This is a genomic window from Flavobacterium xueshanense (assembly GCF_900112975.1).
GTDB lineage: Bacteria > Bacteroidota > Bacteroidia > Flavobacteriales > Flavobacteriaceae > Flavobacterium > Flavobacterium xueshanense.
In genome coordinates this window covers 132,546-158,409 of the sequence record NZ_FONQ01000005.1, presented here as the reverse complement: position 1 = coordinate 158,409, position 25,864 = coordinate 132,546, and the positions used below count along the sequence as shown (strand labels likewise).

Annotated in this window: 17 protein-coding genes; 5 read left to right on the top strand and 12 right to left on the bottom strand. The window is 35.6% G+C overall.

Annotated elements, in window-relative coordinates; genetic code table 11:
- Positions 1 to 34: 34 nt before the first annotated feature.
- The gene (locus tag BMZ76_RS07160; protein ID WP_091204372.1) at positions 35 to 1,135 is read right to left on the bottom strand and encodes a diphosphomevalonate decarboxylase; all 1,101 of its coding nucleotides are present in this window, start codon (positions 1,133 to 1,135) and stop codon (positions 35 to 37) included.
- 113 nt (positions 1,136 to 1,248) lie between these two features.
- Between BMZ76_RS07160 and BMZ76_RS07155 the strand changes: the two genes are divergently transcribed.
- The gene (locus BMZ76_RS07155) at positions 1,249 to 1,728 is read left to right on the top strand and encodes a TspO/MBR family protein (RefSeq protein WP_091204369.1); all 480 of its coding nucleotides are present in this window, start codon (positions 1,249 to 1,251) and stop codon (positions 1,726 to 1,728) included.
- Positions 1,729 to 1,795: 67 nt separating this feature from the next.
- Here BMZ76_RS07155 and BMZ76_RS07150 read toward each other — a convergent pair whose 3' ends face one another.
- The 10 genes from BMZ76_RS07150 to BMZ76_RS07105 all read right to left on the bottom strand — a co-directional run bounded on the left by BMZ76_RS07150 (position 1,796) and on the right by BMZ76_RS07105 (position 15,019).
- Positions 1,796 to 2,533: a hypothetical protein gene (locus tag BMZ76_RS07150; RefSeq protein ID WP_143071061.1), complete on the bottom strand. Its 738-nt coding sequence runs from the start codon at positions 2,531 to 2,533 to the stop codon at positions 1,796 to 1,798.
- 124 nt (positions 2,534 to 2,657) lie between these two features.
- The gene (locus BMZ76_RS07145) at positions 2,658 to 3,866 is read right to left on the bottom strand and encodes a BaiN/RdsA family NAD(P)/FAD-dependent oxidoreductase (RefSeq protein ID WP_091204365.1); all 1,209 of its coding nucleotides are present in this window, start codon (positions 3,864 to 3,866) and stop codon (positions 2,658 to 2,660) included.
- A gap of 63 nt (positions 3,867 to 3,929) precedes the next feature.
- Positions 3,930 to 4,310 (bottom strand): GxxExxY protein, encoded by a 381-nt coding sequence (locus tag BMZ76_RS07140; RefSeq protein ID WP_091204363.1) that lies wholly within the window; start codon positions 4,308 to 4,310, stop codon positions 3,930 to 3,932.
- A 103-nt stretch (positions 4,311 to 4,413) separates the two neighbouring features.
- Positions 4,414 to 5,091, bottom strand: a complete 678-nt coding sequence (locus tag BMZ76_RS07135; protein WP_091204361.1) for a glycerophosphodiester phosphodiesterase — start codon at positions 5,089 to 5,091, stop codon at positions 4,414 to 4,416.
- A 292-nt stretch (positions 5,092 to 5,383) separates the two neighbouring features.
- Positions 5,384 to 7,042: an alpha-amylase family glycosyl hydrolase gene (locus BMZ76_RS07130; RefSeq protein ID WP_091204358.1), complete on the bottom strand. Its 1,659-nt coding sequence runs from the start codon at positions 7,040 to 7,042 to the stop codon at positions 5,384 to 5,386.
- Positions 7,043 to 7,091: 49 nt separating this feature from the next.
- Positions 7,092 to 8,975 (bottom strand): glycoside hydrolase family 13 protein, encoded by a 1,884-nt coding sequence (locus BMZ76_RS07125; RefSeq protein ID WP_091204465.1) that lies wholly within the window; start codon positions 8,973 to 8,975, stop codon positions 7,092 to 7,094.
- Positions 8,976 to 9,169: 194 nt separating this feature from the next.
- On the bottom strand, positions 9,170 to 11,473 hold the full coding sequence (locus tag BMZ76_RS07120) for a glycoside hydrolase family 65 protein (RefSeq protein WP_091204355.1): 2,304 nt from the start codon (positions 11,471 to 11,473) through the stop codon (positions 9,170 to 9,172).
- A 98-nt stretch (positions 11,474 to 11,571) separates the two neighbouring features.
- On the bottom strand, positions 11,572 to 12,228 hold the full coding sequence (pgmB, locus tag BMZ76_RS07115; RefSeq protein ID WP_091204462.1) for a beta-phosphoglucomutase: 657 nt from the start codon (positions 12,226 to 12,228) through the stop codon (positions 11,572 to 11,574).
- On the bottom strand, positions 12,221 to 13,750 hold the full coding sequence (locus tag BMZ76_RS07110; protein WP_091204353.1) for an MFS transporter: 1,530 nt from the start codon (positions 13,748 to 13,750) through the stop codon (positions 12,221 to 12,223). The genes pgmB and BMZ76_RS07110 overlap by 8 nt, the downstream gene beginning before the upstream one ends.
- 246 nt (positions 13,751 to 13,996) lie before the next feature.
- Complete coding sequence (locus tag BMZ76_RS07105; RefSeq protein ID WP_091204351.1) at positions 13,997 to 15,019, bottom strand: LacI family DNA-binding transcriptional regulator; 1,023 nt, start codon at positions 15,017 to 15,019, stop codon at positions 13,997 to 13,999.
- 233 nt (positions 15,020 to 15,252) lie between these two features.
- Between BMZ76_RS07105 and BMZ76_RS07100 the strand changes: the two genes are divergently transcribed.
- The 4 genes from BMZ76_RS07100 (at position 15,253) to BMZ76_RS07085 (ending at position 23,831) form a co-directional block, all read left to right on the top strand.
- Entirely contained in the window at positions 15,253 to 18,189 is a 2,937-nt protein-coding gene (locus BMZ76_RS07100) for a SusC/RagA family TonB-linked outer membrane protein (RefSeq protein ID WP_091204348.1), read from the top strand.
- Positions 18,190 to 18,206: 17 nt separating this feature from the next.
- On the top strand, positions 18,207 to 19,799 hold the full coding sequence (locus BMZ76_RS07095; protein WP_091204345.1) for a RagB/SusD family nutrient uptake outer membrane protein: 1,593 nt from the start codon (positions 18,207 to 18,209) through the stop codon (positions 19,797 to 19,799).
- A gap of 21 nt (positions 19,800 to 19,820) precedes the next feature.
- A complete protein-coding gene (locus tag BMZ76_RS07090) occupies positions 19,821 to 20,879 on the top strand; it encodes a SusE domain-containing protein (RefSeq protein ID WP_091204343.1) in 1,059 nt (352 codons plus the stop codon).
- 63 nt (positions 20,880 to 20,942) lie between these two features.
- Positions 20,943 to 23,831 (top strand): alpha-amylase family glycosyl hydrolase, encoded by a 2,889-nt coding sequence (locus BMZ76_RS07085; protein ID WP_091204341.1) that lies wholly within the window; start codon positions 20,943 to 20,945, stop codon positions 23,829 to 23,831.
- Between the two features lie 111 nt (positions 23,832 to 23,942).
- Here BMZ76_RS07085 and acs read toward each other — a convergent pair whose 3' ends face one another.
- Complete coding sequence (gene acs / locus BMZ76_RS07080; RefSeq protein WP_091204339.1) at positions 23,943 to 25,850, bottom strand: acetate--CoA ligase; 1,908 nt, start codon at positions 25,848 to 25,850, stop codon at positions 23,943 to 23,945.
- Positions 25,851 to 25,864 lie beyond the last annotated feature (14 nt).

Below are 25,864 nucleotides of genomic sequence, written 5' to 3'. Positions count from 1 at the left end.
GCTCTTTAAAAAATAAAGATAGGAAAAAAATAAATCAAATCAACACAGCGCCATTTCCAATTTCGTCACAAATGTACTGACCATTTTGACAATAGCCAACTAATTCGTTCTTAATAAATTGTAAAACTTTTTCGGCTACATTTTCAGGGTATAAAACATGCACATTTGCGCCGGCATCCAGCGTGAAACAAACTGGAATTTTAGTTTTATTTCTAAATTTCCAAATCGCATTTATAATCTCCAACGTATTCGGTTTCATTAATATAAAATAAGGCATCGAAGTCATCATCATGGCATGTAAAGTTAAGGCTTCGCTCTCTACAATTTTGATGAATTCGTCCAGATTTCCACTTTCGAAAATTGAAATCAATTGGTCTAAATTTTCGTGCGCCTGTGCAAATCGCCTTTCGGCAAAAGGATGGTTGTGCATCAAATCATGTCCCACGGTACTTGAAACTTGTTTCTCACCTTTGTCAACTAGTAAAATAGTATCTTGAAAATTCTTCAAATTAGCATGTACCGCATTTGGAAATTCCACGCCAAATAAATCCGAACTTCCGGAGATATTTGCATGATTTCCCCACACTACAACTTGTCCTTTTACACTTCTGCAAGCGCTTCCTGAACCCAAACGTGCTAATAAAGACGCTTTCTGATAGAAATATTCATCGGTCATTTCAGGATTTAATACTTTTTCTAAACTCATCAAGTTCATCGCCAAAGCTGCCATTCCAGATGCTGATGAAGCAATTCCCGAACTGTGCGGAAAGGTATTTTCAGTGTCAATCGTAAAATGGTAGTCTTTCAAAAACGGCAAATAGATTTCGATTCGCTCTAGGAATTTTTGGATTTTTGGCTTGAAATCTTCTTTTGATTGTCCTTCAAAAAGTAAGTCAAAAGAAAAATCATCTTTTATGTTGAGCGCAGTTGAAGTATTTTTTTTGGCGAAAGCCAATTTCGTAATCGTTTTACAATTATTCAACGTAAAACTCACCGAAGGATTCGCAGGAATTTGATTGTCTTTTTTCCCCCAATATTTTACAAGGGCAATATTGCTGGGAGCGCTCCATTGAAAATTGCCTTCTTCAATCGAATGTGTATATTGTGATGGAATAAAATCGGTTGCTGAAATCATGAATGTATAAATTTATGCAAATATACTTTTTTTGGTTTATTTGTTTATTCGATTGGATAGTTAATCGTTAGAAAGATTTGAGTAAATTTGGCTCACATTAGAAAAATATAAAAATGAATAAAATCACCCGAATATTAGCTGTTGTTGTCACCTGTCTTGCCATTGGTTATTTCTCTGGAACGGTTACTCGTTCTGCTATTACCACTTGGTATCCTACTTTGATAAAACCAAGTTTTAATCCGCCCAATTGGATTTTTGCACCAGTCTGGAGTATGCTATATGTGATGATGGGTGTTGCTGCCGGATTAGTTTGGGACCGAATAGAAATAGAAAAAGAAGCTGTAAAAAAAGCATTGATTTTCTTTGCGATACAATTGGCACTAAATGCATTGTGGTCATATTTATTTTTTGGCTTACACAACCCGATGTTAGCTGGATTAGAAATTATTGTATTGTGGTTGATGATTTTTGAAACGTACATTCAATTTGCCAAAATCAATAAAATTGCGGGCTATTTATTTCTTCCATATTTGGCGTGGGTAAGTTTTGCCGCGGTGTTAAATGGAAGTATATGGTGGCTGAATAGAGGATAGTGTTCAGTCTTCAGTTTTACATTGATCAGTTTGCTGAGTAAAAAAAGTTGTATAATTTTTTAAAGCCTCATAACTTCTTAAATTCAATATTCTTGGTAGATAAAAAATCCATCAGCGATAAAATATTACTATTTTCTGTAAGTGTTTTCGATTTTGGGTCAGCATCACAAAATTGAAGAAAAAGGGCTATTTCTTCTGGTTTTAATTTTAAAGTTTCAACATAAAATTTTTGATCGCAGGTAGTTGTAGCCAATGCTTTAAATTCAATCTCAGTACCCTTTTTTTTAACTGCCTCTTTTTCCTTTAAGAATAGCTTTAGAATCATTTTGCCAATTCGAATCAGATCCATTCCGTTTTCAATACTACCATTGTATACGCCCGTTTTTAAACTTCTTGCTGACTTTTCTACAGCTAATTGGTCAATTTTTCCTTGTTCGTATGCTTTGTCAGTACTTAGTTTTATTGACGGCATTTTTGTAATTAATACTTCTTCTAATTCTTCCGGTTTAAGGATCAATGAAATTACAAGATTGTTTCTGATAATGGTATTTTGATCTATTACTATTTTTTTTATATCGTGGTTTTTTGAAATAAATATGAGTTCATCACCCGCTTTTACTACCAAATAAAACTCCCCAGCTAAGTTTGTAATGCTAACTTTTTTAGAACTGAAATTAGCAACTTCAACTTTTGCTACAGGAAATTGTTCGTGTACAACTTTGCCTTTAATTAATTTTTCAGTTTGTGAGAAACCAGATTGAAGTGTAAAAAAGACTATGGAAACAAAAAAGTAGTTTTTATTCATTCGTAATATTTTAATTACAAACATATTTAAACAATTCCAACAAAATGAAAATAGAATGGTAAAGTCTTGTTAATGAAAAACCAAAACACTCTTAATTAAAGTATTGTACTATAAAAACTTCGCTCTAAACAGCACTCGCCACAATAAACCCACTAGTCCACGCATTTTGAAAGTTGAATCCGCCTGTAATCGCATCAATATTTACGATTTCACCAGCAAAATATAAGTTTTCATGTAATTTGCTTTCCATGGTTTTGAAGTTGATTTCCTTTAAATCAATTCCGCCGGCAGTTACAAATTCTTCTTTGAACGTACTTTTTCCATTCACTTGAAAAGTGCCATTCGTCAATTGATTCACAAGATTCTGCAATTGTGTTTTAGACAAATCGGCCCATTTCGTCTCCGCTTCAATTCCTGAAGCGAGCACCAAACTTTCCCATAATCTATTGGTTAATTCGAAAGGAGATTTCTTTGAAACCGATTTTTTTGCGTGTTCTTGTTTTAAATCTTTTAGCTTTTTCTCTACATCCGCAGTATCTTCATCATTCAACCAATTTACAAAAATGGTAAACTGATAGTTTTTATCATGCAAGATGCGGGCTCCCCAAGCGGAGAGTTTCAAAATAGCCGGTCCGCTCATTCCCCAATGGGTAATTAACAATGGTCCTGTTGCGCTGAGTTTGGTGTCTTTTACTTTTACGGTTACTTGTGCCGCAACTCCGGGTAATTCTTTTATTCTGGAATCTTTGATATTAAAAGTGAATAGGGAAGGAACCGGGCTGACAACAGCGTGTCCAAAAGTCTGCAGCATTTCCCATATTTTAGGATTGCTACCTGTAGCTAAAACGAGCTTCTCGGCTATGTAATTTTCGCTTTGGGTTTCTATTTTCCAAAAAGCCTCTTTCTTGAAAATTGATTGTACACTTTGTCCTGTAAGTACTGTAATTCCCAGTTTTTGTGTGGCTGTTAGGAAACAGTCAATAATTGTTTGTGAGGAATTCGAAACGGGAAACATGCGTCCGTCAGGTTCAATTTTTAATTCTACGCCATGTTTCTCAAACCATTCAATTGTATCACCAGAACCAAATTGATGAAAAGGACCGCGTAATTCTTTTTCGCCACGCGGATAGAATTTCACTAATTCATTCGGTTCAAAACAAGCGTGTGTTACGTTGCATCTTCCACCACCGGAAATGCGAACTTTTTGCAACACTTCAGCTCCGCGTTCTAAAATCGCAACTTTCAGTTTTGGGTTTTTCTCTACAATACTAATGGCTGTAAAAAATCCTGCTGCGCCGCCGCCTACAATTATTATATCAAAATTTGAATTCATTTTTTTAAACCATTAAGTAAGTTAAGATTTTTAAGTTTAATCATCAGCTAGCCTTGTGAAATATTAGTTAATTAAAGGTTTGGAGGATTTTGTTATGTTGGTAGAGTTAAAATTAATAAGCAACCCTTGTGGAATACTCAGTAGTTTCATATATGTTAATAATTTTGCTTCATCAATTAGATGGAATTTTTCAACTGTTTTTAACTCAACAATAATACAATCGTTTACTAATAAATCCAATCGTAGTGGATGCGTTAGCTCTAAATCATAGTAATCGATTGCTACATTAAATTGTTGCTTAACATTATATCCATTTTTTTCTAGCTCATATTTTAAGCATTCTTCATAAATTTTTTCCAATAAACCGGGTCCTAGTTTTTTGTGAACTTTTATTGCATAACCAATAATTTGATAGGATAATTGCGTTACTTCTTTTTTTGTCATAAACTAAATTATTTACCTCGTTTCTTTATTAACTTAATTCACTTAATGGTTTAAAATAAAATCGGATTTGGAACAACGGCTATTATTATATCAAAATTCTGGTTCATATTCTATTTGGGAAATCAGTGATGATTCCGTTTACGTTGAATGTTTTTATTTTTTTAATATCTTCTAATTCATTTATAGTCCAAGGGAAAACCTGCAAGTCTTTTTGTTGCATTTTCGCCGTGTTTTCTTGTGTCAATAAATGAAAATGCGGGTGAATGGATTTAGCCTGAATGAATTTGGCGAAAGCCAAAGCCAAGTCTAAATCGGTTTCCGTTAAAACGCCAATTGGAATTTTATCATTTAAAAATGCCACTTGTTGCAGTGCATTCCAATCAAAACTGGAAACTAAAAAACGGTCGTATTTCCATCCTTTTTTGGTAACGTATTTTTCAAGTAGCGAAACTACTTTTTCTGTAACTTCATAACTTTTGAGCTCAATGTTGATAAAACAATTTTGGTTTACCAAATCAAAAACCGCTGCCAGCGTTGGAATTTCATGTGTTCCATTTATTCGAAAAGCTTTTAATTCGTGCAAAGATAATGCATTTACAAAACCTTTTCCATTGGTCGTTCTGTCAATAGTTTCATCGTGAATAACGATTATCTCGCCATCAGCACTCAAATGCACGTCGAGTTCAATTCCGTCCACTTGCATGTCTAATGCTTTTTGGAACGAAACGAAGGTGTTCTCAGGTTCGTATCCTTTTGCTCCACGATGTGCAATTTTTAGCATTTTATTTTATTTTTTGGTAAAGATAACCATAAAAAAACGCCTTCATTTCTAAAGGCGTTTGGTTGAAATTATTTTGAAATTAACCGATTGGATATAATTCAATTTAATTGATTTTTTTAACCACATAGGAACATAAATCATAAATTTTGAAAGCCGTTGCAGTTTTTTAAAGAAAACCATAGCTATGTATACCCAAGAATTGGGCTGTCCTACTCTTTTTCTATGTTTCTATGTGGTTAGTTTTTTTTTAATATTAATTGAAGTTTTATTAATTAAATTCGACGAGTTAAAATTATTTTTTCAATTCCAATAAAACGATGTCGAATTCAGAATCAATACTTACTTTTCCATTGGAAACTATGGCCTCTTTACCGGAATAGGTATCTCTGACTTTAGTTCCATCTTTAAAAATAGAAGCGACATCCAATTCTTTTTGTCCTGATGGTAAATCCAATGCAACGACCACCGCATCATAATAATTTTCTTTAGAGAATGTTCTGGAAAAAGTATAGGGTTGAGCCGAAATTTGCTTATGAATCCCTGCTCCAACGGCTGGATGATTTCTTCTGAACTGCCCTAATTTTTGCCAATGCAACAGCGTTTTTTGGGTTGCAGGATTTGATTTTATGGCTTCCCAATTCATGAACGAACGCAAGGTAGCATCGCCTTGTGTTCCCTCGATTATTAAGGAACGAGCGCTTTCATCCCCATAATACACTTGAGAAAGTCCGGGGCTCAGTAATAATTTGGTTCCACTTTCTATAGTTTTGGTGCGATTTCCATCAAAAGGTCCGCCATCATCATGAGATGACAAATAATTCAAAACGCTATATCCTTTCAAGTCATTGTTCAGCTTGTCAGAATATTTTGAGAATATAAATTCATAGTCTTTTTGCGCATCCCATTTAAATTCAAAATTGATCATGTTGTTGAAACCATTTTTGAAATAGTTTATCTTTTTGTCTCCAAAATCAAAATCTTGTCCTCCACTAATGCCATAATTGTAAACTTCGGCAATCGTGTAAAAAGGGTTGTTGTCTAAAACCTTTGTTGGATTGTTTTTCTTCCAAGTTTTAAAAGCATAATCACATTGGGTTTTAAAATCGGCCCAAACGGTTTCGTCTGTATGTTTTACGGTGTCGCCTCTGTACCCGTCAATTCCGTAATCTGCAATATAATCCGTTAACCATTTGATGATGTAATATTTTGGTGCTCTTGGATATCCGGTACGAGTAAAAAAGGAATCCAGTTCTTTCATTTCTTGTTCGTAACGCCCTTCTTTTTTCCATTTTTCGATTAAAAAAGGAGGTAACGCTACAGCTTGATTGCTTTCTGTTTTTATATCCGGAAGATTAGAAACCAATGTGCATGCGGTTGTGTTTTCAAACGATTTGTAATCACAATTGGGTCCTGTTCTCACCCAATCATTAGGCCAAACGGTATCTTCGGAGGTTACGGGACCGGTATGATTGATCACGCCATCAAGAATGATTCGGATTCCGTGCGCATGTGCTTTTTGAACTAATGCAGCCAAATCTTCTTTTGTTCCAAAGTTAGGATCTAAGTTCGTCCAGTCTCTTGCCCAATAGCCATGAAAACCATAACTCAAACCGGTTCCTTCATCAACACCATCGTGAATTTGTTCCACTACCGGTGTAAACCAAATGGCATTTATGCCTAATTTATCAAAATAACCTTCATCAATTTTTTGAGAAATGCCTTTGATATCGCCACCTTCAAAACCACGAAGTTTCCCCGTTTCTTTGGTTCTGTTGAAGTTCCTGTCATTTGAAGAATCACCATTATTAAAACGGTCTGTCATTAAAAAATAAACATTCGCTCCTTCCCAAACGAAAGGTGTTTTGTCATGCTGTGCAACCGTTTTTGTACTGGAACAACTACTCAAAATTGTCATGATTAAAAGTAAAAGGGGGATTGAATATTTTTTCATTTTTTTTAGCATTAGGGATTGTTTTGTTAGCTGTTTTTTGTGCTTTACATTACTTTAACTCTAAAATCAAAACCGATTTAGGTTCTATTGTAATTTTGTTTGTAACGTCAAAGGTAAGTTCAGAAATAACATCTTTTCCGGTTTTAAAATCTTTGATGTTTTCTTTAAAACGATTTGTGTTTACTGTTTTGCTTTCAGTACTATTGTTCATTAAAACCATAATTGTTTCATTTGTATTGTATCGGAAATAAACGTAAATGTTATTCTCCGGAATGTAATGTGTCATTTTTCCAAAATGTACCGCCGCTTTCGTTTTCCTCCAGTTAAATAATTTAGAAGTAAAATTAAAATAGTCATTCTGTCCCGAAGTTCTTCCTTCTTTGACGAAAGCATTGTTTTTATCGCCTTCCCAACCGCCGGGAAAATCTTTACGAATGTCCGCATCTCCTTTGTTTTTGTCGCCAGCCATACCTATTTCGCTTCCGTAATACAATTGTGGAATTCCACGAACGGTAGCCATAAGAGTCATTGCCATTTTGTATTTTCTAATGTCGTTTTCGTAGGTTTGATTGAAACGATTGGTGTCGTGATTTTCTACAAAAATCAACATATTATTGATATTTGGATACAGAAAATCATTCGTAAAATTGTCATATAATTTCACCATTCCTTTGTCCCATGAGCCGTCATCTTCATTAAAAACTTTGCTGGTTGCCTCATACAAGGTGAAATCCATTACACTTGGCAAATACGAGTTGTAATTTTGTATTTCAGCAATTTTACTGTCTTTTTGCCAATATGCCATTTGCGCTTGACTTTGCATCCAAACTTCCCCTACAATATTAAAATTTGGGTATTCATCCGTAATGGATTTTGTCCATTTTGCGATTCCTTTTGGATCTGAATAATTGTAGGTATCAACTCTGAAACCATCCAAATCAGCGTATTCAATCCACCAAATTGCATTTTGAATCAAGTACTTTAAAGTCAAAGGGTTTTTCAAATTTAAATCGGGCATTGTGGAAACAAACCAGCCGTCTATCGTGATTTTTTTATCAATTTCAGATGCATTAATGTCATGGATGACTGTTCTTTTATGATTGGTTTGTGTAAAAGTATCAAAATGATTGATCCATTCCTTTGTAGGTAAATCTTTCATCATCCAATGTTCAATTCCCCAGTGATTTGTCACATAATCCATCACCAGTTTCATATCTTTTTTGTGCATTTCGGCAGCCAATCGTACATAATCATCATTTGTTCCAAAACGAGGATCTATTTTATATACATCAGATTGACCGTACGTATGATATGAATAAGTAGCATCATTATCCTCATTAAGTGGCGTGGTCCATATCGTTGTAGCTCCTAACGATGCTATGTAATCCAAGTTTTTTATAATTCCTTCAATATCGCCACCGTGTCTTCCGCCCGGTAATTCTCTATTGTATTTTTCTTTGATCGAATTTTCGCTGTCGTTGTTTCTGTTTCCATTGGCAAAACGATCTGGCATCAATAAATACATCATATCCGAAGAGTCAAAGCTTTTGCGTTGCGCTGAATTTTCTCTTCTTTTCTTTAAACTGTATTTGTGTGTAAACGTTTCTTTGTTGTTGTTGTTGTTTTTAAAAGTAAAAACGAAATCAGATGCAGCCACTTTTTTGGTGTCAATGGAAACAAAAATGTAGTTGGGATTTTCCGTTCTTTTAACGTTGGTTATTTTTATGCCGTTAGAAACCGTGACTTGGTATTGAGAAATGTCTTTACCGTAAAAAAGAATCTGCAGTTCTGGATTTTGCATTCCTGCATACCAAAAAGGTGGTTCCACTTTGTCGATTTGAGCGTGTAACGTTACAGACATAAAAAAAAGGAATAAGGTTATTTTTTTTAGAAAACTCCCGTTTTGGAAAGGTAAATAAATAATTTTATTCATGGTATAATACATTGATTACATTAAATTTTAATGTGGGTTATAAAAAAGCACTGCTATTTCAGGGAATTATGTATTAAATAATTCGAATACGAATCAGTGTTATATAAACAATCCCAATGTGTATTGGGATTGTATTTTACTTGTTAAAGCGTGGATCAAATGATAAAATAACTTACTAGTTTTAGTAATTTATTCTAAACGGTAGCTAAACTTTTTTGTGTTACTAGAAGGGATTTTCCGTTTACTACGATTGCCAAATCGGTGTCGCCAACAATTGAGAATGTAGTTTCCTTATGATTGATTGCTACTTTCAAAATTTGGTTTCTAAAATTAATCTTAAACGAATAGCCTTCCCATTCTTTTGGGATTTTTGGAGAAAAATGAAGTGTGTCGTCCTTAATTCTCATTCCTCCAAAACCCTCTACAATGCTCATCCAAGTTCCGGCCATTGAGGTAATATGACAACCTTCTTCCACTTCTTTGTTATAATCATCAAGATCCAGACGCGAAGTTCTTAAATAGAATGTGTATGCCATATCCATTTTGTCTAAAAGTGCTGCCTGAATTGAGTGTACGCATGGCGAAAGCGAACTTTCATGAACCGTAAAGGATTCGTAAAATTCAAAATTATTTTTTAGTTCCTCTTTCGAAAAATGATCTTCAAAAAAATAAAAACACTGCAAAACATCGGCTTGTTTAATATACGGCGAACGTAAAATTCGGTCCCAAGACCATTTTTGATTGATGGGTCTTTGGCTTTTATCCAAATCAGCTACGCGAACCAATTCTTTGTCCAAGAAACCGTCTTGTTGCAAGTACACATTATGTTCTTCCGAAAAAGGGAAATACATATTTTCCGAAACTTTTTTCCAAGACTGTAATTCGGAATCCGTGATTTTTACTTTTTCGCTAATTCTTTTGTGATCCGAAGGATATTCCAGAGACACTTTTTGGATTTGTTCGTAAGTATATTCCAGACACCATTTGGCAATGTAGTTCGTGTAGAAATTATTGTTTACGTTGTTCTCATATTCGTTTGGACCCGTAACGCCAAGAATTACGTATTGGTTTAAATTAGTCGAAAAATTCGCTCTTTGATGCCAGAAACGTGCAATTGCGATTAATACTTCCAATCCTTTTTCAGGAATGTAGCTGTAATCGCCGGTGTATCTGTAAAAGTTATAAATGGCAAATGCGATGGCTCCGTTTCTATGAATTTCTTCAAAAGTAATTTCCCATTCGTTATGGCATTCTTCACCGTTCATCGTTACCATTGGATACAAAGCAGCGCCATTTGTAAACCCTAACTTAGCAGCATTTTCAATGGCTTTGTCCAATTGATTGTAGCGGTACGTCAATAAATTTCTGGCTACTTCCTGATCTTTGGTCGCCATGTAAAACGGAATGCAATAGGCTTCGGTATCCCAATACGTAGATCCACCGTATTTTTCTCCTGTGAAACCTTTAGGGCCAATATTCAAACGGGAATCTTTTCCTAAATAGGTTTGGTTCAACTGAAAAATATTAAAACGAATTCCTTGTTGCGCTTTTACATCCCCATCAATCGTAATATCTGACATTTCCCAAATTTTTGCCCAAGCATTAACCTGGTCCTGCAACATTTGATCATATCCTAAAGCTAAAGCGGACTGAATCACTTTCTCCGCTGCAGTAATGGTATTTTCATGGTTTAAAGAAACGGTGTAACCGCCAATTTTTTGGATCGATGATTTTTGGCCTTGCCCTACAATTACATCATAACTAAATTGAATTTTATCAGCAGTTGCATCAATATTAGAAGGAGAAATAGCCGTTTTTTCACCATTATTCAAAATGCTATTGTGCATGAATGTGGTTACTTTAAAATGTGTTTTAAATGTTTGTGCCGTTACAAAAGCTTCATTTCCTGATTTTTTCACATCCAATGGTTCCCAGAATTTTTCTTCCCAGTTGGCATCTTCATTTGTTACGCCAGCATCGATATATGGTTTGTAAACTATTTTTGAATCTTTGTTCAAAGGTGTAATTTCGTAATTAATCACGCCCACTTCGTCTAGGTTTAAAGAAAGGAAGCGACGTACACTGACGGAAATTTCCGTTCCGTTTTTCAAAGTAGCTTCAAAAGAACGATTGTACCAACCTTCTTTCATATTTAATTCACGACGAAAATTTCTAATCTCTGAACAGGTATTCAAATCGAATTTTTCACCATTTATTTCAATGTCAATTCCAATCCAGTTTGGCGCATTCAAAACTTTGGCAAAATTTTCCGGATAACCATTTTTCCACCAGCCCACTTTAGTCTTGTCAGGATAATAGATTCCGGCAATGTAACTTCCTTGAAATGTTTCTCCAGTGTAAGCTTCTTCAAAATTAGCACGTTGTCCCATGGCACCGTTACCAATACTGAACAGACTTTCAGACGATTTTACGCACTCGGCATCAAATCCTTCTTCTATGATAGACCAATTGTCTGGTTTTATATAATCTTGATTCATTCTTTTCTAATTTAAAAAATTCAATGATTTAAAAATTGAAAGATTGTTGTGGGTCGCATACAATCTGATCCTTTTTTGCTTTTTTGAATCTTGTTTTTTTATTCTTTAATTAATTCTTCTATAAAGTGGGTATCGATAGCTGTAAAATCTTTGAAGATGTGTTTTGCTTCGTGCAAAGTGCTTGCATCACCTATTCCTATACTGGTCATATTACCAATATTCGCCGCTTGAACTCCTGCTACTGAATCTTCAAATACTATTGAGTTTTCGGGAGTAGCGTTCAGTAATTTGGCAGCCATCAGGAATACTTCCGGATCTGGTTTAGCATTAGTCACATCATTTCCATCTACAACCGCGTCAAAATACGAGAGTAGTCCTGTTTTTTCCAGAATAGGTCTGGCGTTTTTACTGGCAGAACCCAATGCGATGGGTTGGTTGTTTTCTTTTAAAAATTTTAAAATTGGAAATACTCCCGGAAGAATTTCGCTTTCATCCATATCGACTAAATAGGATAAATAGTCTTCATTTTTTTGAACTAACCATCGGTTTTTATCTTCTTGTGAAGCGGTTACTTTTCCTAATTCTAATATAATATCCAAAGAGCGCACGCGGCTTACTCCTTTTAATAATTCATTATGTTCGTGCGTAAATTCGATATTTAATTCATTTGCGATTTTTTGCCACGCTAAATAATGGTATTTAGCCGTGTCAACAATCACTCCGTCCAGGTCGAATATAAATGCTTTTTTAGTCATTGATTGTAATTTTCGATTCATCATTAATTGTAAGTGCAATTATTCCGGCAAGAATCATTGAGAACCCTCCAATTAGCAGCGCATAAATTGGTTCACTGTTAAAAAATTGAGAGACCAAAAACCCTAAAATCGAGGCGGCAACTAATTGTGGAATAACAATGAAAAAGTTAAAAACCCCCATATAATATCCCATTTTATTTGATGGTAACGCTCCGGAAAGCATCGCATAAGGTATCGATAAAATACTAGCCCAAGCAATTCCAATTCCAATCATTGGCAACCATTCCATATTGAAAGTACTCGGATCTTTTATAAAATAAATAGAAATAAGTCCTAATCCTCCCAGCGTTAATGCCAAGAAGTGAGTAAATTTTCTGCTGGTTATTTTTGCTAATAAAGGAAGCAAGAAAGCGGCTAGTGCGGCTATCAGATTATAGTTTGCAAACATTTCTCCAACCTGATTTGCACCCGTATTGTAGGTTGCTGAAGTAGTGTCTGTTGTGCCATAAATATGTTGTGTAACGGCCAAAGTGGTATAAATCCACATTGAAAAAAGGGCGAACCAAGAGAAGAATTGAACCCATGCCAATTGTTTCATGATTTTTGGCATGAATTGAAAATCATTCATAATGGTTACAAAACCATTTTCGGTATTATTTGCTTTTTGCATTAATCCCGAAATAATCATAGCCAGACCACCCAATGCGATTAAACCAAGTGCCAGTACATATAAGTCTTTCTTTAATTCAAAATGGAAAATTGCAAAAGCAAATAGTATTCCGATAGCAAAGAAAATCAGTCCTTTATTTAAGTGTGATTTGCCGTTGTTTTGGTACCATTCCGTAGAATAGTTTTCTTTTTCAAAAGTGTCTTTTTTGTGGTTTTCAAATGCTGCAAGTTCTTCAGGCGAATATTCTTTAGAAGTAATTACCGTCCATAGAACTGCAATCAGAAAAGCAACTCCACCTATATAAAAGGAGTATTTTACAGAATCAGGAATAATTCCTAGCGGTGCGGTATTTTCGACACCGTAATGTGTTAAAATTAACGGTAATTTTGAAGCAAAATAAGCGCCAATTCCTATAAAGAAACTTTGCATGGCAAATCCCATGGTGCGTTGCTTTTCAGGAAGGTTATCGCCTACAAAGGCACGAAACGGCTCCATCGAAACATTGATCGAGGCGTCCATTATCCATAACATTCCTGCTGCAAACCATAAAACAGGTGAATTGGGCATGATGAATAAGGCTGCGGAAGCAAAAATAGCACCCGCTAAAAAATAAGGTTTTCTTCTTCCTAATTTTGTCCAGGTTCTATCGCTGAAATAACCAATTATGGGTTGAATGATTAAACCTGTCATTGGCGCGGCAACCCACAAAATAGGAATGTCGTCAATGTCTGCACCTAAAGTTTGAAATATTCGGCTAACATTAGAATTTTGCAGCGCAAAACCCATTTGAATTCCCAGAAATCCAAAACTCATATTCCAGATTTGCCAGAAACTTAATCTACGCTTTTCCATTATCGTAATTTAAAAAATTAAACGATAAGCGCTATGCTTATCAAAACTCATCTTGTTTTCGAAGTAAAAGTTAAGGTTTGATGTCGTAAATATAAAAATATATTTCAAACTATTGTTTTTCGAAAACAAATAATGAGAAATATTTCTAACTACAAGGTTGTAGTAATGAATATAATACAGCTGTTTTAAATATTAGTCGCAGTTTTCAGTCGCAGCTTTCAGAAAGCGACTGAAAACTGATAAATTTTAAGAAGTAGATTCTCTTTCGATCAAATGCGTTTCTATTACGTCGGTTTTATAATTTTCGTCTTCTTCATCTTCTGCGGATTCGAGTCTTTCAATAAGCATTTTTGCCGCTTTGTTTCCCATTTTTATTCCGTTTTGACTAACGGTGGTAATTGTAGGTGTTGAATATTTTGAAATGATGCCATCGGTAAAGGCAATAACAGCTAGATCTCGAGGTACATTAAGGCCTATTTTGTTGGCGGTTTTGATTATGGTAACGGCAAACAATTCATTTACTGCAAATACAGCATCAATGGCTTTGTCTTCTAATAATTTTCCAATAGTGATTTCGCAAGTATCAACATCTTCAATTTTGATTATTAGGTTTTCATTGAAAGGGATGTCATTGTCCAGAAGAGCTTTAATGTAGCCGTCAGTACGAAGTTTACCAACGCTCACGTAATCTACTGTGGTTACTAATGCAATTTTTTTTCTTCCTTTATCAATCAAGCTTTGAACAGCTTCATAAGCTGCGTATTGATCGTCTATAATTACTTTGTCGCAAAGAATATCATTGGTAACGCGATCAAACATCACGACTGGCATTCCTTGATTGATCACCTCAGTAATATGATGAAAATCACCTCTGAATTGGGTTTCTTTAGAAAGAGACATAATGAAACCATCAATACTACCGTTAGCAAGCATTTCCATATTCAAAACTTCTTTGTCAAAGGAATCGTCCGATAGACAAATGATTACGCTGTATCCATTTTCATTCGCCACGTGTTCTATTCCGTTAATCACGGTAGAGAAGAAATGATGAACAATTTCAGGGATAATAATTCCTATGGTTTTGGTTTTTCTGTTTTTTAAACTTAGTGCAATATTATTGGGTTTGTAATTGTAGAATTTAGCGAAAGCCTGTACTTTAAGTCTGGTTTCTTCGCCGATCTCGAGGCTGTTTCTTAATGACTTGGAAACGGTAGAAATAGAAACGTCTAATTCTTTTGCAATTTGTTTAAGCGTTATTTTCCTTTTCATGTGAAGAAGTAGTAAAATTTTATTTCGTAATAAAGATAAAATTAAATTTTACAAATGGTAATTAAAGGGATAAAAATTTAAATAAATCAGAAAGTTTTCAACACTATTACGTTTTCGTAACCCAATTAAAAAGGGCTGTCGTCGAAGGTGACAAAATTTACATAAATTTAACATTCGAAGTAATGGTTAAGCTTAAAAATTCAATAAAAATTAAATTAAATTAAACAAAAAGTATGAAAACAATTTATAAAAAGTTGTTAATTTTAGTACTGCTACTCCCTTTAAGTGTTCTGGCTCAGAATACTGTTGGTGGGACTGTTCTTGATAAAGTGTCAGGACAGCCTATTCCGGGTGTAAATGTAAATGTACAAGGTGCCACTAATGGTGTTTCTACTGATTTTGATGGAAAATATCAGTTGTCCAATGTAAAAAGAGGTGATAAAATCGTTTTCTCATACATCGGTTACACGAATACTGTTGTGGATTATGTTGCTCAAAATTCATTAAATGTATCTTTACAAGAAGATGCGAATCAATTGCAAGAAGTGATAATTCAAGTGGGTTACGGTACTGTTAAGAAGAAAGATGCAACAGGATCTGTAACGGTTTTGACTACAAAAGATTTTAATAAAGGGCCGGTAACGTCTGCGGATCAAATGATCCAAGGAAAAGTAGCAGGATTGCAAATCATCAATGGAGGCGGATCTCCAGGTGAAAGTGCTACAATAAGAATCAGAAGTGGTTCGTCATTGTCTGCGGGAAACGATCCTTTATATGTAATTGACGGTGTTCCGGTTAACAACGGCGGAATAGAAGGTGGTAAAAATCCTTTATCTACTATCAATCAAAATAATATTGAGTCCATTACGGTATTGAAAGATGCGTCGGCGACAGCTATATATGGCTCTCGCGCTTCGAATGGGGTAATTATCATTACTACCAAAAAAGGAAAAGCGGGTGAGATTCAAGTAAGTTACAATGGGAATTTACAAGTTTCTGAAGTTACTAATAGAGTTGATGCTTTATCAGCAACTCAATTTAAAGATTTTGTAGCGGCTAATGGTTCTGTTACTCAGCAAAAACTTGTAGGTGCTGCTGATACTAATTGGCAAGATGAAATTTATAGAACTGCGATTGGTACGGATCACAACATTGCTTTAAGTGGTGGTGTTGATAATGTAGTTTACAGAGCATCTGTTGGGTATGCTAATTTAAATGGTATCTTAAAAAGAGATAACATGGAAAGAAGTACGCTTGGTGTTAGTGTTACAGGAAATTTCTTGGACAAGCATTTAAAAATTGAAGTAAATAACAATACTTCTTTAATCAAAAGTAATTATAGTAATAGAGGAGCTATCGGTTCAGCAATTAATTTTGATCCTTCACAAGCAGTTAGAAATGCCGATGGTACTTATTTCCAATGGTATGCTTCACCAACGGAAATTAATCAATTGGCGGGAAGAAATCCGTTGTCTTTGATTAACCAACAAAATAATTTTGGCAATTCATACAGAAGCATTGGAAACATCCAAACCGAATATAAAATGCATTTTTTACCAGCATTGAAAGCGGTTGCTAATTTTGGTTACGACCAGTTAAGTGGTACTGGAAGCGGAGGAACTAACGCTGAGTTCCTAAATGGGCTTAATGGTTCAGGATATAATAATACCTACAAGAATATTGAATCCAGAAAGAACAAAGTAATGGATTTGTATTTGAACTACAACAAGAAAGTAGATGCGATTAATACAATAATTGATCTAACAGGTGGATATACTTACCAAGATTTTCAAGACTCAAAGAACAAATCTAATTATAACTTTCAAAACGATGTTACAACGATAGAGTCATTTACTCCTTCTCGTATTAACTTGCAATCCTTTTTTGCCAGAACTAATATTACTATTGCTGATAAATATATCTTGACTGCTTCTTACAGACGTGATGGAACTTCTAGGTTTACGCCGGATTACAGATGGAGTAATTTTCCTGCTGTCGCAGTAGCTTGGAAATTGAATGAAGAAAGTTTCTTGAAAGATGTAAGTAGTATTTCTACTTTGAAACTTAGAGGAGGTTGGGGTATTACAGGACAGCAGAATATTGGGATATATCCTTCTATTCCGTTATACTTGGCTTCAAATAATACAGCGCAATACCAATTAGGAAATACATTTTATACTACTTACAGACCACAACCTTATAACAGTAACTTGAAATGGGAAGAAACAACTACTGTTAATGCAGGTTTTGATTATGGATTGTTTAACAATAGATTTACGGGTAGTGTTGACGTTTATAAAAGAACTACTAAAGATCTACTGTTGAATACGTTTAATCCATCTTTCTTTGGATTTTCAAATAAAGACAATTATAATATTGGAAATATTGACAATAAAGGGATTGAATTGTTAGCCGAAGTTATTCCGGTTCGCACAGCTGATTTAGAATGGACAATTGGCGGGAACGTTACTTTTCAAGACTCTAAAATCACCAAGTTAACTACAACGCAACCGAATACTCCAGGTATTGATGTAGGAGGAATTGCTGGAGGAACAGGAAACTTTATTCAAAATCACCAAGTAGGTTATGCTCCAAATTCATTTTATGTATATGAGCAAGCTTATGGTGCTGACGGGAAACCAATTGATGAGGTTTTTGTTGACAGAAATAAAGATGGCCTTATTACAGAACAAGATAAATACCGTTTTCACAAACCAGCGGCTGATGTTTTTTACGGTTTCAATACAAGTGTTACCTATAAAAACTTTGACATGGGCATGAACTGGAGGGGATCTTGGGGGAATTATATGTACAACAATGTAGATTCTAATTTTGGAACGTATAATAATGTACTGTTAAGACAAACGGATTTATCTAATGGTGTTGCTAATCTTTTAGAAACAGGTTTTACTAAATCGAATGACCTTCAATTGCATTCTGATTATTACATCCAAGACGCTTCTTTTATAAGGTTAGATAATGTGAATGTTGGGTATACTTTTAATCAAAAGCCAAATTCAACTTCGTTAGTTAAATTGACATTATCAGCGCAAAATGTTCTACTCATTACTAAATATGAAGGGTTAGATCCAGAGATTTCTGATGGTATAGATAATAATTTATATCCAAGACCAATTACTTTCACGTTAGGTTTAAACGTTAATTTCTAATACAAATAATAAGAAAAATGAAAAAGACACAAATAAAATTATTGGGTATTTCATTGTTGATGATGGTGTTTTTGTTTCCGTCATGTACTAATGATTTGGTCCAATCGCCAGAAGCTGGTGACGCCATTGCGGTTGACCAATTTTTCAGCACACCGGAATCGTATAAACAAAATCTAGCTAAATTATATGCAGGTTTTGCAACTTCGGGACAATCAGGTCCTTCTGGAACACCAGATATATCTGGAATAGATGAAGGAGAAAGTCAGTATGTGAGAGGATATTGGTTGTTACAGGAATTAACTACTGATGAAGCGGTTATTGCTTGGAATGACGGAACAATAAAAGACCTTCACTCGCAAACATGGACTTCTTTGGATCGTTTTGTAACGGCTGTTTTTGCACGTTACTCTTTTCAGATTGTAAACTGTAATGAGTTTTTACGTCAAACTACTGATGAGAAATTGACTGCAAGAGGAGTAGATGCTACTTTGAAAGCGGAGATTGCTACTTACAGAGCAGAAGCGCGTTTCTTAAGAGCAATGACGTATTGGCATTTAATTGATATGTTTGGTGGCGGTTCTTTGGTAACGGAAGATTCTCCAAGTACGTTCTTTTACCCGGAATATGCTACAAGAGCAGAATTATATAAATTTGTTGATGAGGAGTTAACAGCTATTACTCCATTATTGAAAGCACCAAAAGCTAATGAGGCGTATCGTGTGGATCAAGCTGCTGCATGGATGTTGCAAGCTAAATTGTATATGAATTCAAAAGTATATACCGGTACGGATCATTATGCTGCTGCTGTTGCATTAATTACAAAAATCACGGGTTCAAGCTATAAATTGCACACTAATTACAATCAATTGTTTTTTGCAGATAATAATAAAAATGGTGCACAAAACGAATTTATTTTTGCAATAGGCTTTGACGGTCTTCATACACAAACGTATGGTGGAACTACTTTCTTAACGCACGCTCCTGTTGGAGGTAGCATGAATGCAGCTTCATTTGGTATCAATGGTGGTTGGGGCGGTATAAGAACCACCTCTGCATTTGTCGATAAATTTGACGCTAATACTATAGATACACGTGGACAATTCTATAAAGATGGTCAAACTAAAGAAATCAAAAACATTGGTAATTTCACTGATGGTTATGCGATTCAAAAATTTAGAAATGTTGATGTGAATGGGAAACAAGGTTCAGATAAAGCAGGGAATTTCTCTGATTCTGATTTTCCTATTTTCCGTTTAGCTGATGCTTATTTAATGTATGCTGAATGTGCTGTAAGAGGTGCTGGTGGAAGCTTAGCAACAGCAACTACTTATGTAAATGCATTAAGAACAAGAGCAAAAGGCGCTGCTGTAAATCAAGGAGATTTAAACTTAGATTTTATTCTTGACGAAAGAGCGAGAGAACTACACTGGGAAGGACACAGAAGAACGGATTTAGTTCGTTTCGGAAAATTTTCTGGAGGTAGTTATTTATGGCCATGGAAAGGAAATGTTGCTGGAGGATCTCCAACACAATCGTACAGAGATTTATTTCCTATTCCTGCAACAGCATTATCATCAAATAGTAAATTACAACAAAACCCTGGATATTAATAATTTAAAAAATAAATAAAAATGAAAAATATAACTAAATCAATAATTGCTTTATTTGCAGTAGTTGCTTTGTCTTGTAGCGTAGAAGATGTTCAGGACAGACCAGTTATCGAAGGAATAGATTCCCCGGTATTAACAGCTCCAAATTCTGGTGCTGCATATGTACTGTCTCCTACAAATGCAGCTGTTCAAGCAGAACGTTTTACATGGAAATCAGCCAATTTTGGAGGTGATGTACAAGTTAATTATGCAGTAGAAATCGACAAAAAAGGAAATGCATTCAAAACTCCTCAGTCTATTGGCTCTGTAATTTCAGCAAATCAAGTTTCTGTAAGTGTTGAATCTATGAATAAAGCTGCTTTATTATTAAAAGCAACACCTTTTGCTCCAAGTGAATTTGAAGTTAGAATAAAAGCGAGCGCTGGTGCACTTGCTGCAATGTATTCTAACATAATCGGAATAGTGGTGACGCCTTACACTACAGAAAATCCTAAATTATGGGTTCCTGGTGGTTATGCTGCTGCTTCAGGATATCCTAAAGATTGGGATCCCGCTACATCTCCACAACTTTCTGCTTCAGGATTTGGTAAAGTAGATTTTGAAGGATATATTAATTTTAATGATGCTAACGCTGAGTATAAATTCACAAGTTTTCCAGAGTGGAAAGGTGAATATGCTGCGGGAGCGACTGCAGGAACATTAGCGCTTACAGGTCCAAATCTTAAAATTCCTGCTGCAGGTTACTACTTAATTGTTGCTGACACTGAAAAGTTAACTTATAAAGCTACTGCAACAGCATGGGGAATCATTGGAGATGGAACTCCCGCAGGATGGGACAATAGTACTGCTATGACTTATAACAAAACGACTAAAGTATGGACTCTTACTGCTAATCTTACTCAAAAAGAGATGAAATTTAGAGCAAACAATGCTTGGGATTTAAATCTTGGTGATACTGGAGCAAATGGTACAATGGAGTATGGCGGAGATAACATCAAAGTTCCTTCTGCCGGAAATTACACCATTACCCTAGATTTAAGTTCTCCAAGAAATTACAAATATTCGCTTACAAAAAATTAGTATTTTTTTACTGTTAATAGGGCTATCTCAAGGATAGCCCTTTTTTTATAAAACCAAAAAGCTATGAAAAAAACTATACTTTTATTATTAATTTTCTGGTCACTAGTCTCTTCGGCCCAGCAACAAACAGTAATTAGCACTATAAGTCCTAACCCTTTTGAAGAAACAACAGCGATTACAATAACTATTAGCGGAAGTTCTGTAGATGAAACTGCCTGGGGAATTTCTGATCATTCTTTGTATCTGTGGGCTTGGTCTTATGATACGAATGATGCCAACAGTTTAAATTGCCCAACGAATGGTTCATGGACAGCATCTAATGAAGCTAATAAATTAACGTATACCGCAGGTGCGGATATCTATAGAATTACATTTACCCCAAATGCTTTTTACAATAGAAATGGAATTGGCAGAATAGGTTTTCTTGTCAAAGCAAAGGATGGAACTGGTGATAAAAAGTCCCAAGACAACTTTGTTGAAGTTGGAGCATATCAAGTTAGCTTAACAACTCCAGTTGAAAATAGCGCAACAATTATTGCTTCAGGTGGAAGTTTAAGTATTGCGGCTACTAATACGGGTGGAAATGCAAGCTATGTATTGAAAGCAAACGGAAACAATATAAATACCAATACAAGTACATCCAGTTATAGTTTCAACCATACAAATATTACCGGGAATCAAAATTACGAATTGCAGGTAACTCAAGGAACAACTGTAATCACTAAAAAGTTCAGTGCAATTGTTAATCCAAATGTGGTTAGTGAGATTATGCCGGCTGGATTATTGGACGGAATCAATTATAATACGGTTGATGCGACAAAAGCAACTTTAGTGCTGGATGCGCCGTTCAAAGATTTTGTATATGTAGCAGGAAGTTTCAACAACTGGCAACCTACAAGTTCTTTCGCAATGAAAAAGGACCCTGCTTCGGGCAAGTTTTGGTTAGAATTAACTGGATTGGTTTCGGGAACTAATTACTCATATCAATATTGGGTAGTTGACGCAACGCCTATTGCAGGCACGCCTTCTTTAGTAAAAACTGCCGATCCGTATTCCACTTTGGTTTTATCCCCTTTTGATGATCCGGGGATTTCATCTGTAAATTATCCAAATATCCCCGTGTACCCTGCAGGTCAGGAACGTGAAGTTACGGTATTACACACTGGGAAAACGGCTTATGCCTGGAGCGCGGCAACGACTAATTTTATTAAACCGGCTAAAGAAAAACTGGTAGTTTATGAACTGTTAGTGCGTGATTTTGATGCTAACAGAAGTTATCAGGACTTGATTAATAAAATCGACTATTTTAAAAATTTAAAAATAAATGCGATTGAGTTGATGCCTGTAATGGAGTTTGAGGGTAATGAAAGTTGGGGATACAATACCTCTTTTCACATGGCTTTAGACAAATTTTATGGTACTTCTGATAAGCTAAAGGAGTTTATTGATTTATGCCATCAAAACGGAATTGCCGTTATTCTTGATGTTGCGCTGAATCATGCTTTTGGCAGAAATCCAATGGTTCGTATGTGGATGAATGATGCGGACGGCGATGGTTGGGGTTCTCCTTCTGTTGAAAATCCGTATTTCAATACCACGGCTATGCACAGTTATAGTGTAGGAGAGGATTTTAATCATCAACAGCCCAGAACACAAAACTATGTGCAGCGTGTCATTAAACAATGGGTAGAGGAATATAAAATTGATGGTTTCCGTTGGGATTTAACCAAAGGATTTACTCAAAATTGTCCCTCTAATGTTGCTGGTGGTCAGGATGCCTGTACCGGGGTTAAACAACAAGATCGTGTTGATGTTTTAAAAAAATATGCCGATTATTCTTGGAGTTTAGATCCAAATCATTATGCTATTTTTGAACATTTAGGGAATGATGATGAAGAACAGCTTTGGGCTAATTACAGACTCAATGAAGCACCAAGTAAAGGAATCATGATGTGGGGAATAATGACCAGTCAATACAATGAATTGTCTATGGGTTACACCGCAAATATTTCTCGCATGAATAGTTCTAGCAGAGGTTTTGTCGCTCACAGGCTGCTCGGTTATGCCGAAAGTCATGATGAAGAACGACTGATGTATAAAAATTTGCAATTTGGAAATACTTCTAATCCTGCGCATAATGTAAAAACATTAAATGTTGCCTTATCTCGAATGTCAGCGGTTGGAGCCGTTTCTTTGTTGGTTCCGGGACCAAAGATGATCTGGCATTTTGGCGAATTAGGTTGGGAAAATTCTATTTTTGCCTGTAATAATGGAACGGTAAACACTCCGTCAGATGCAACAGCGGGTGATTGTAAATTAGATACTAAACAACAACCACAATGGGTCAATAATTGGCTTGGAGATACCAATCGAAATAAAATTTACAACGATTGGTCCAAAATGATTACGATGAAATCTGCAGAACCAGTTTTTTCAGGAACTGCAATCATCTCCAATTCAAGTTCATTATATCCAAATATCCAAATTACCAATAGTGCTTTGGCTTCAAGCCAGCTTAAAGATGTTTTGATAATAGCCAATTTCAATGTAACTACTCAAAATGTAGCTACTGGTTTTCCGTACGCAGGTACTTGGTATAATTTGATGGATAATACAACGATTACAGTTATCAATGTAAATGAACCGATATCAATTGCGGCAGGTGATTACCGAATCTACGGTAACAAAACAGCTTCTTTGGCGATAGCAGATTTCGAAAAGGCACCAACGATTGTTTTGTATCCAAATCCTGCATCTAATTATTTTACGTTGAATGAAACGACGTATAAAGTGCAGATTTTTTCTATCACAGGACAACTAATAAAAAGTTTTGATGCGAATCAATCTGCGGGCTATCAATTTTCGGTTAGTGATTTGAACCAAGGTCTTTACATTGTGAAAACATTTGATGAAAATAATGGAATCAAGGTATTGAAACTATTGAAAAATTAAGAATACGTTGAATTAGTGAAAAACGGCTGTTCCTAAAAAGACAGCCGTTTTTGTATAAAAAAACTGCTCCAGAAATGAAGCAGTTTTTCAATAACAAACTAAAACTAAAAACTAAATTTTACCGTCTTTGATTTCATCTACAATTTCAGGATTCAATAATGTTGACGTATCGCCAAAATTAGAATAATCACCTTCAGCAATCTTACGCAGAATCCTACGCATGATTTTTCCCGAACGGGTTTTTGGTAAACCGGAAACAAACTGGATTTTATCTAGTTTGGCAATTGGTCCAATATGATCGGATATGTGTTGGTTAATCTCTTTACTTAGGTTTTCTCTATCGCGATATTCTCCGGTTTCTTTTAAAATTACAAAACCGTACAACGCATTTCCTTTGATGTCATGCGGGAAACCTACAATGGCTGATTCTGCAACTGCAGGATGCTCATTGATGGCGTCTTCTATAGGTGCAGTTCCCAAATTGTGTCCAGAAACGATAACTACGTCGTCTACACGACCAGTGATTCTGTAATAACCAACTTCATCACGCAAAGCGCCATCGCCAGTGAAATATTTACCTGGAAAGGCAGAGAAATAAGTCTCTTTATACCTTTGGTGATCGCCCCAAATGGTTCTGGCAATTCCTGGCCAAGGAAATTTAATACACAAACTTCCGGTAACCTGATTGCCTTCAATTTCGTTGCGTTTTTCGTCCATCAAAACGGGTTGAATTCCTGGTAAAGGTAACGAAGCGTAGGTTGGTTTTGTTGGGGTTACAAAGGCAATTGGCGAAATCATAATTCCTCCGGTTTCTGTTTGCCACCATGTATCCACCACAGGACATTTTTTGTCGCCTACGTGGTTGTTGTACCAGTGCCAAGCTTCCTCGTTGATTGGTTCTCCTACTGATCCAATTACTTTCAAAGAAGTCAATTGGTACCTTTGCACGTATTCGATGCTTTCTTTAGCCAAGGCTCTAATCGCTGTTGGCGCCGTGTAAAACTGGGTAACTTTATGCTTTTCGATGGTTTGCCAAAAACGACTGAAGTCAGGATAGGACGGAACGCCTTCAAAAATTACCGTCGTAGCTCCGTTCAATAACGGCCCGTAAAGAATATAAGAATGTCCGGTAATCCAACCAATATCAGCGGTACACCAGAAAATATCATTGTCTTCATAATTAAAAACGTTCTTAAACGTATACGCAGAATACACCATATAACCCGCCGTAGTGTGTACCATTCCTTTTGGTTTTCCTGTTGAGCCGGAAGTATAAAGGATGAATAAAGGATCTTCGGCATCCATGATTTCAGCGACATTATTATCCGAAGCTTGGTCTAAAAGAGGCTGCAACCATTGGTCACGACCTTCTTTCATGTTGATAGTTGAGTTGATTCTTTTAGCCACCAAAACGTTCTCCACACAAGGACAATTCAATAAGGCTTCATCGACGATACTTTTTAAATCGATGGTTTTGTTTCCGCGATACCCACCATCAGAGGTGATGACCATTTTGCATTCGCTGTCGTTTATTCTTGCTGCTACTGCCGAAGCGGAAAATCCTGCAAAAACAACCGAGTGGATTGCTCCAATTCTGGCGCAGGCCAAAGTGGTAATCGCTAATTCAGGAATCATTGGTAAGTAAATACAAACGCGATCTCCTTTTTGTATGCCTTGTCCTTTTAAGACGTTTGCCATTTTGCAGACACGTTCGTACAATTCATTGTAAGTGATATGTAGCGCTTGTTCTGTTGGGTCATTTGGTTCAAAAATGATAGCTGTTTTATCTCCTTTTTTAGCAAGATGCCTGTCGATACAGTTTTTTACAATGTTTACTTTAGCATTGGTAAACCATTTTATTTCGGCTTCAGCCATATTGAAATCAACGACTTTGTCCCATTGCTGGTACCATGTAAAATTCTCAGCGGCTACTTTGTCCCAAAATTTTCTAGGCTCACGAACTGATTTTTTGTAATGTTTAAAGTACTCTTCTAAATTATTAATTTTATAGTAACTCATGATTTTGGTAAATT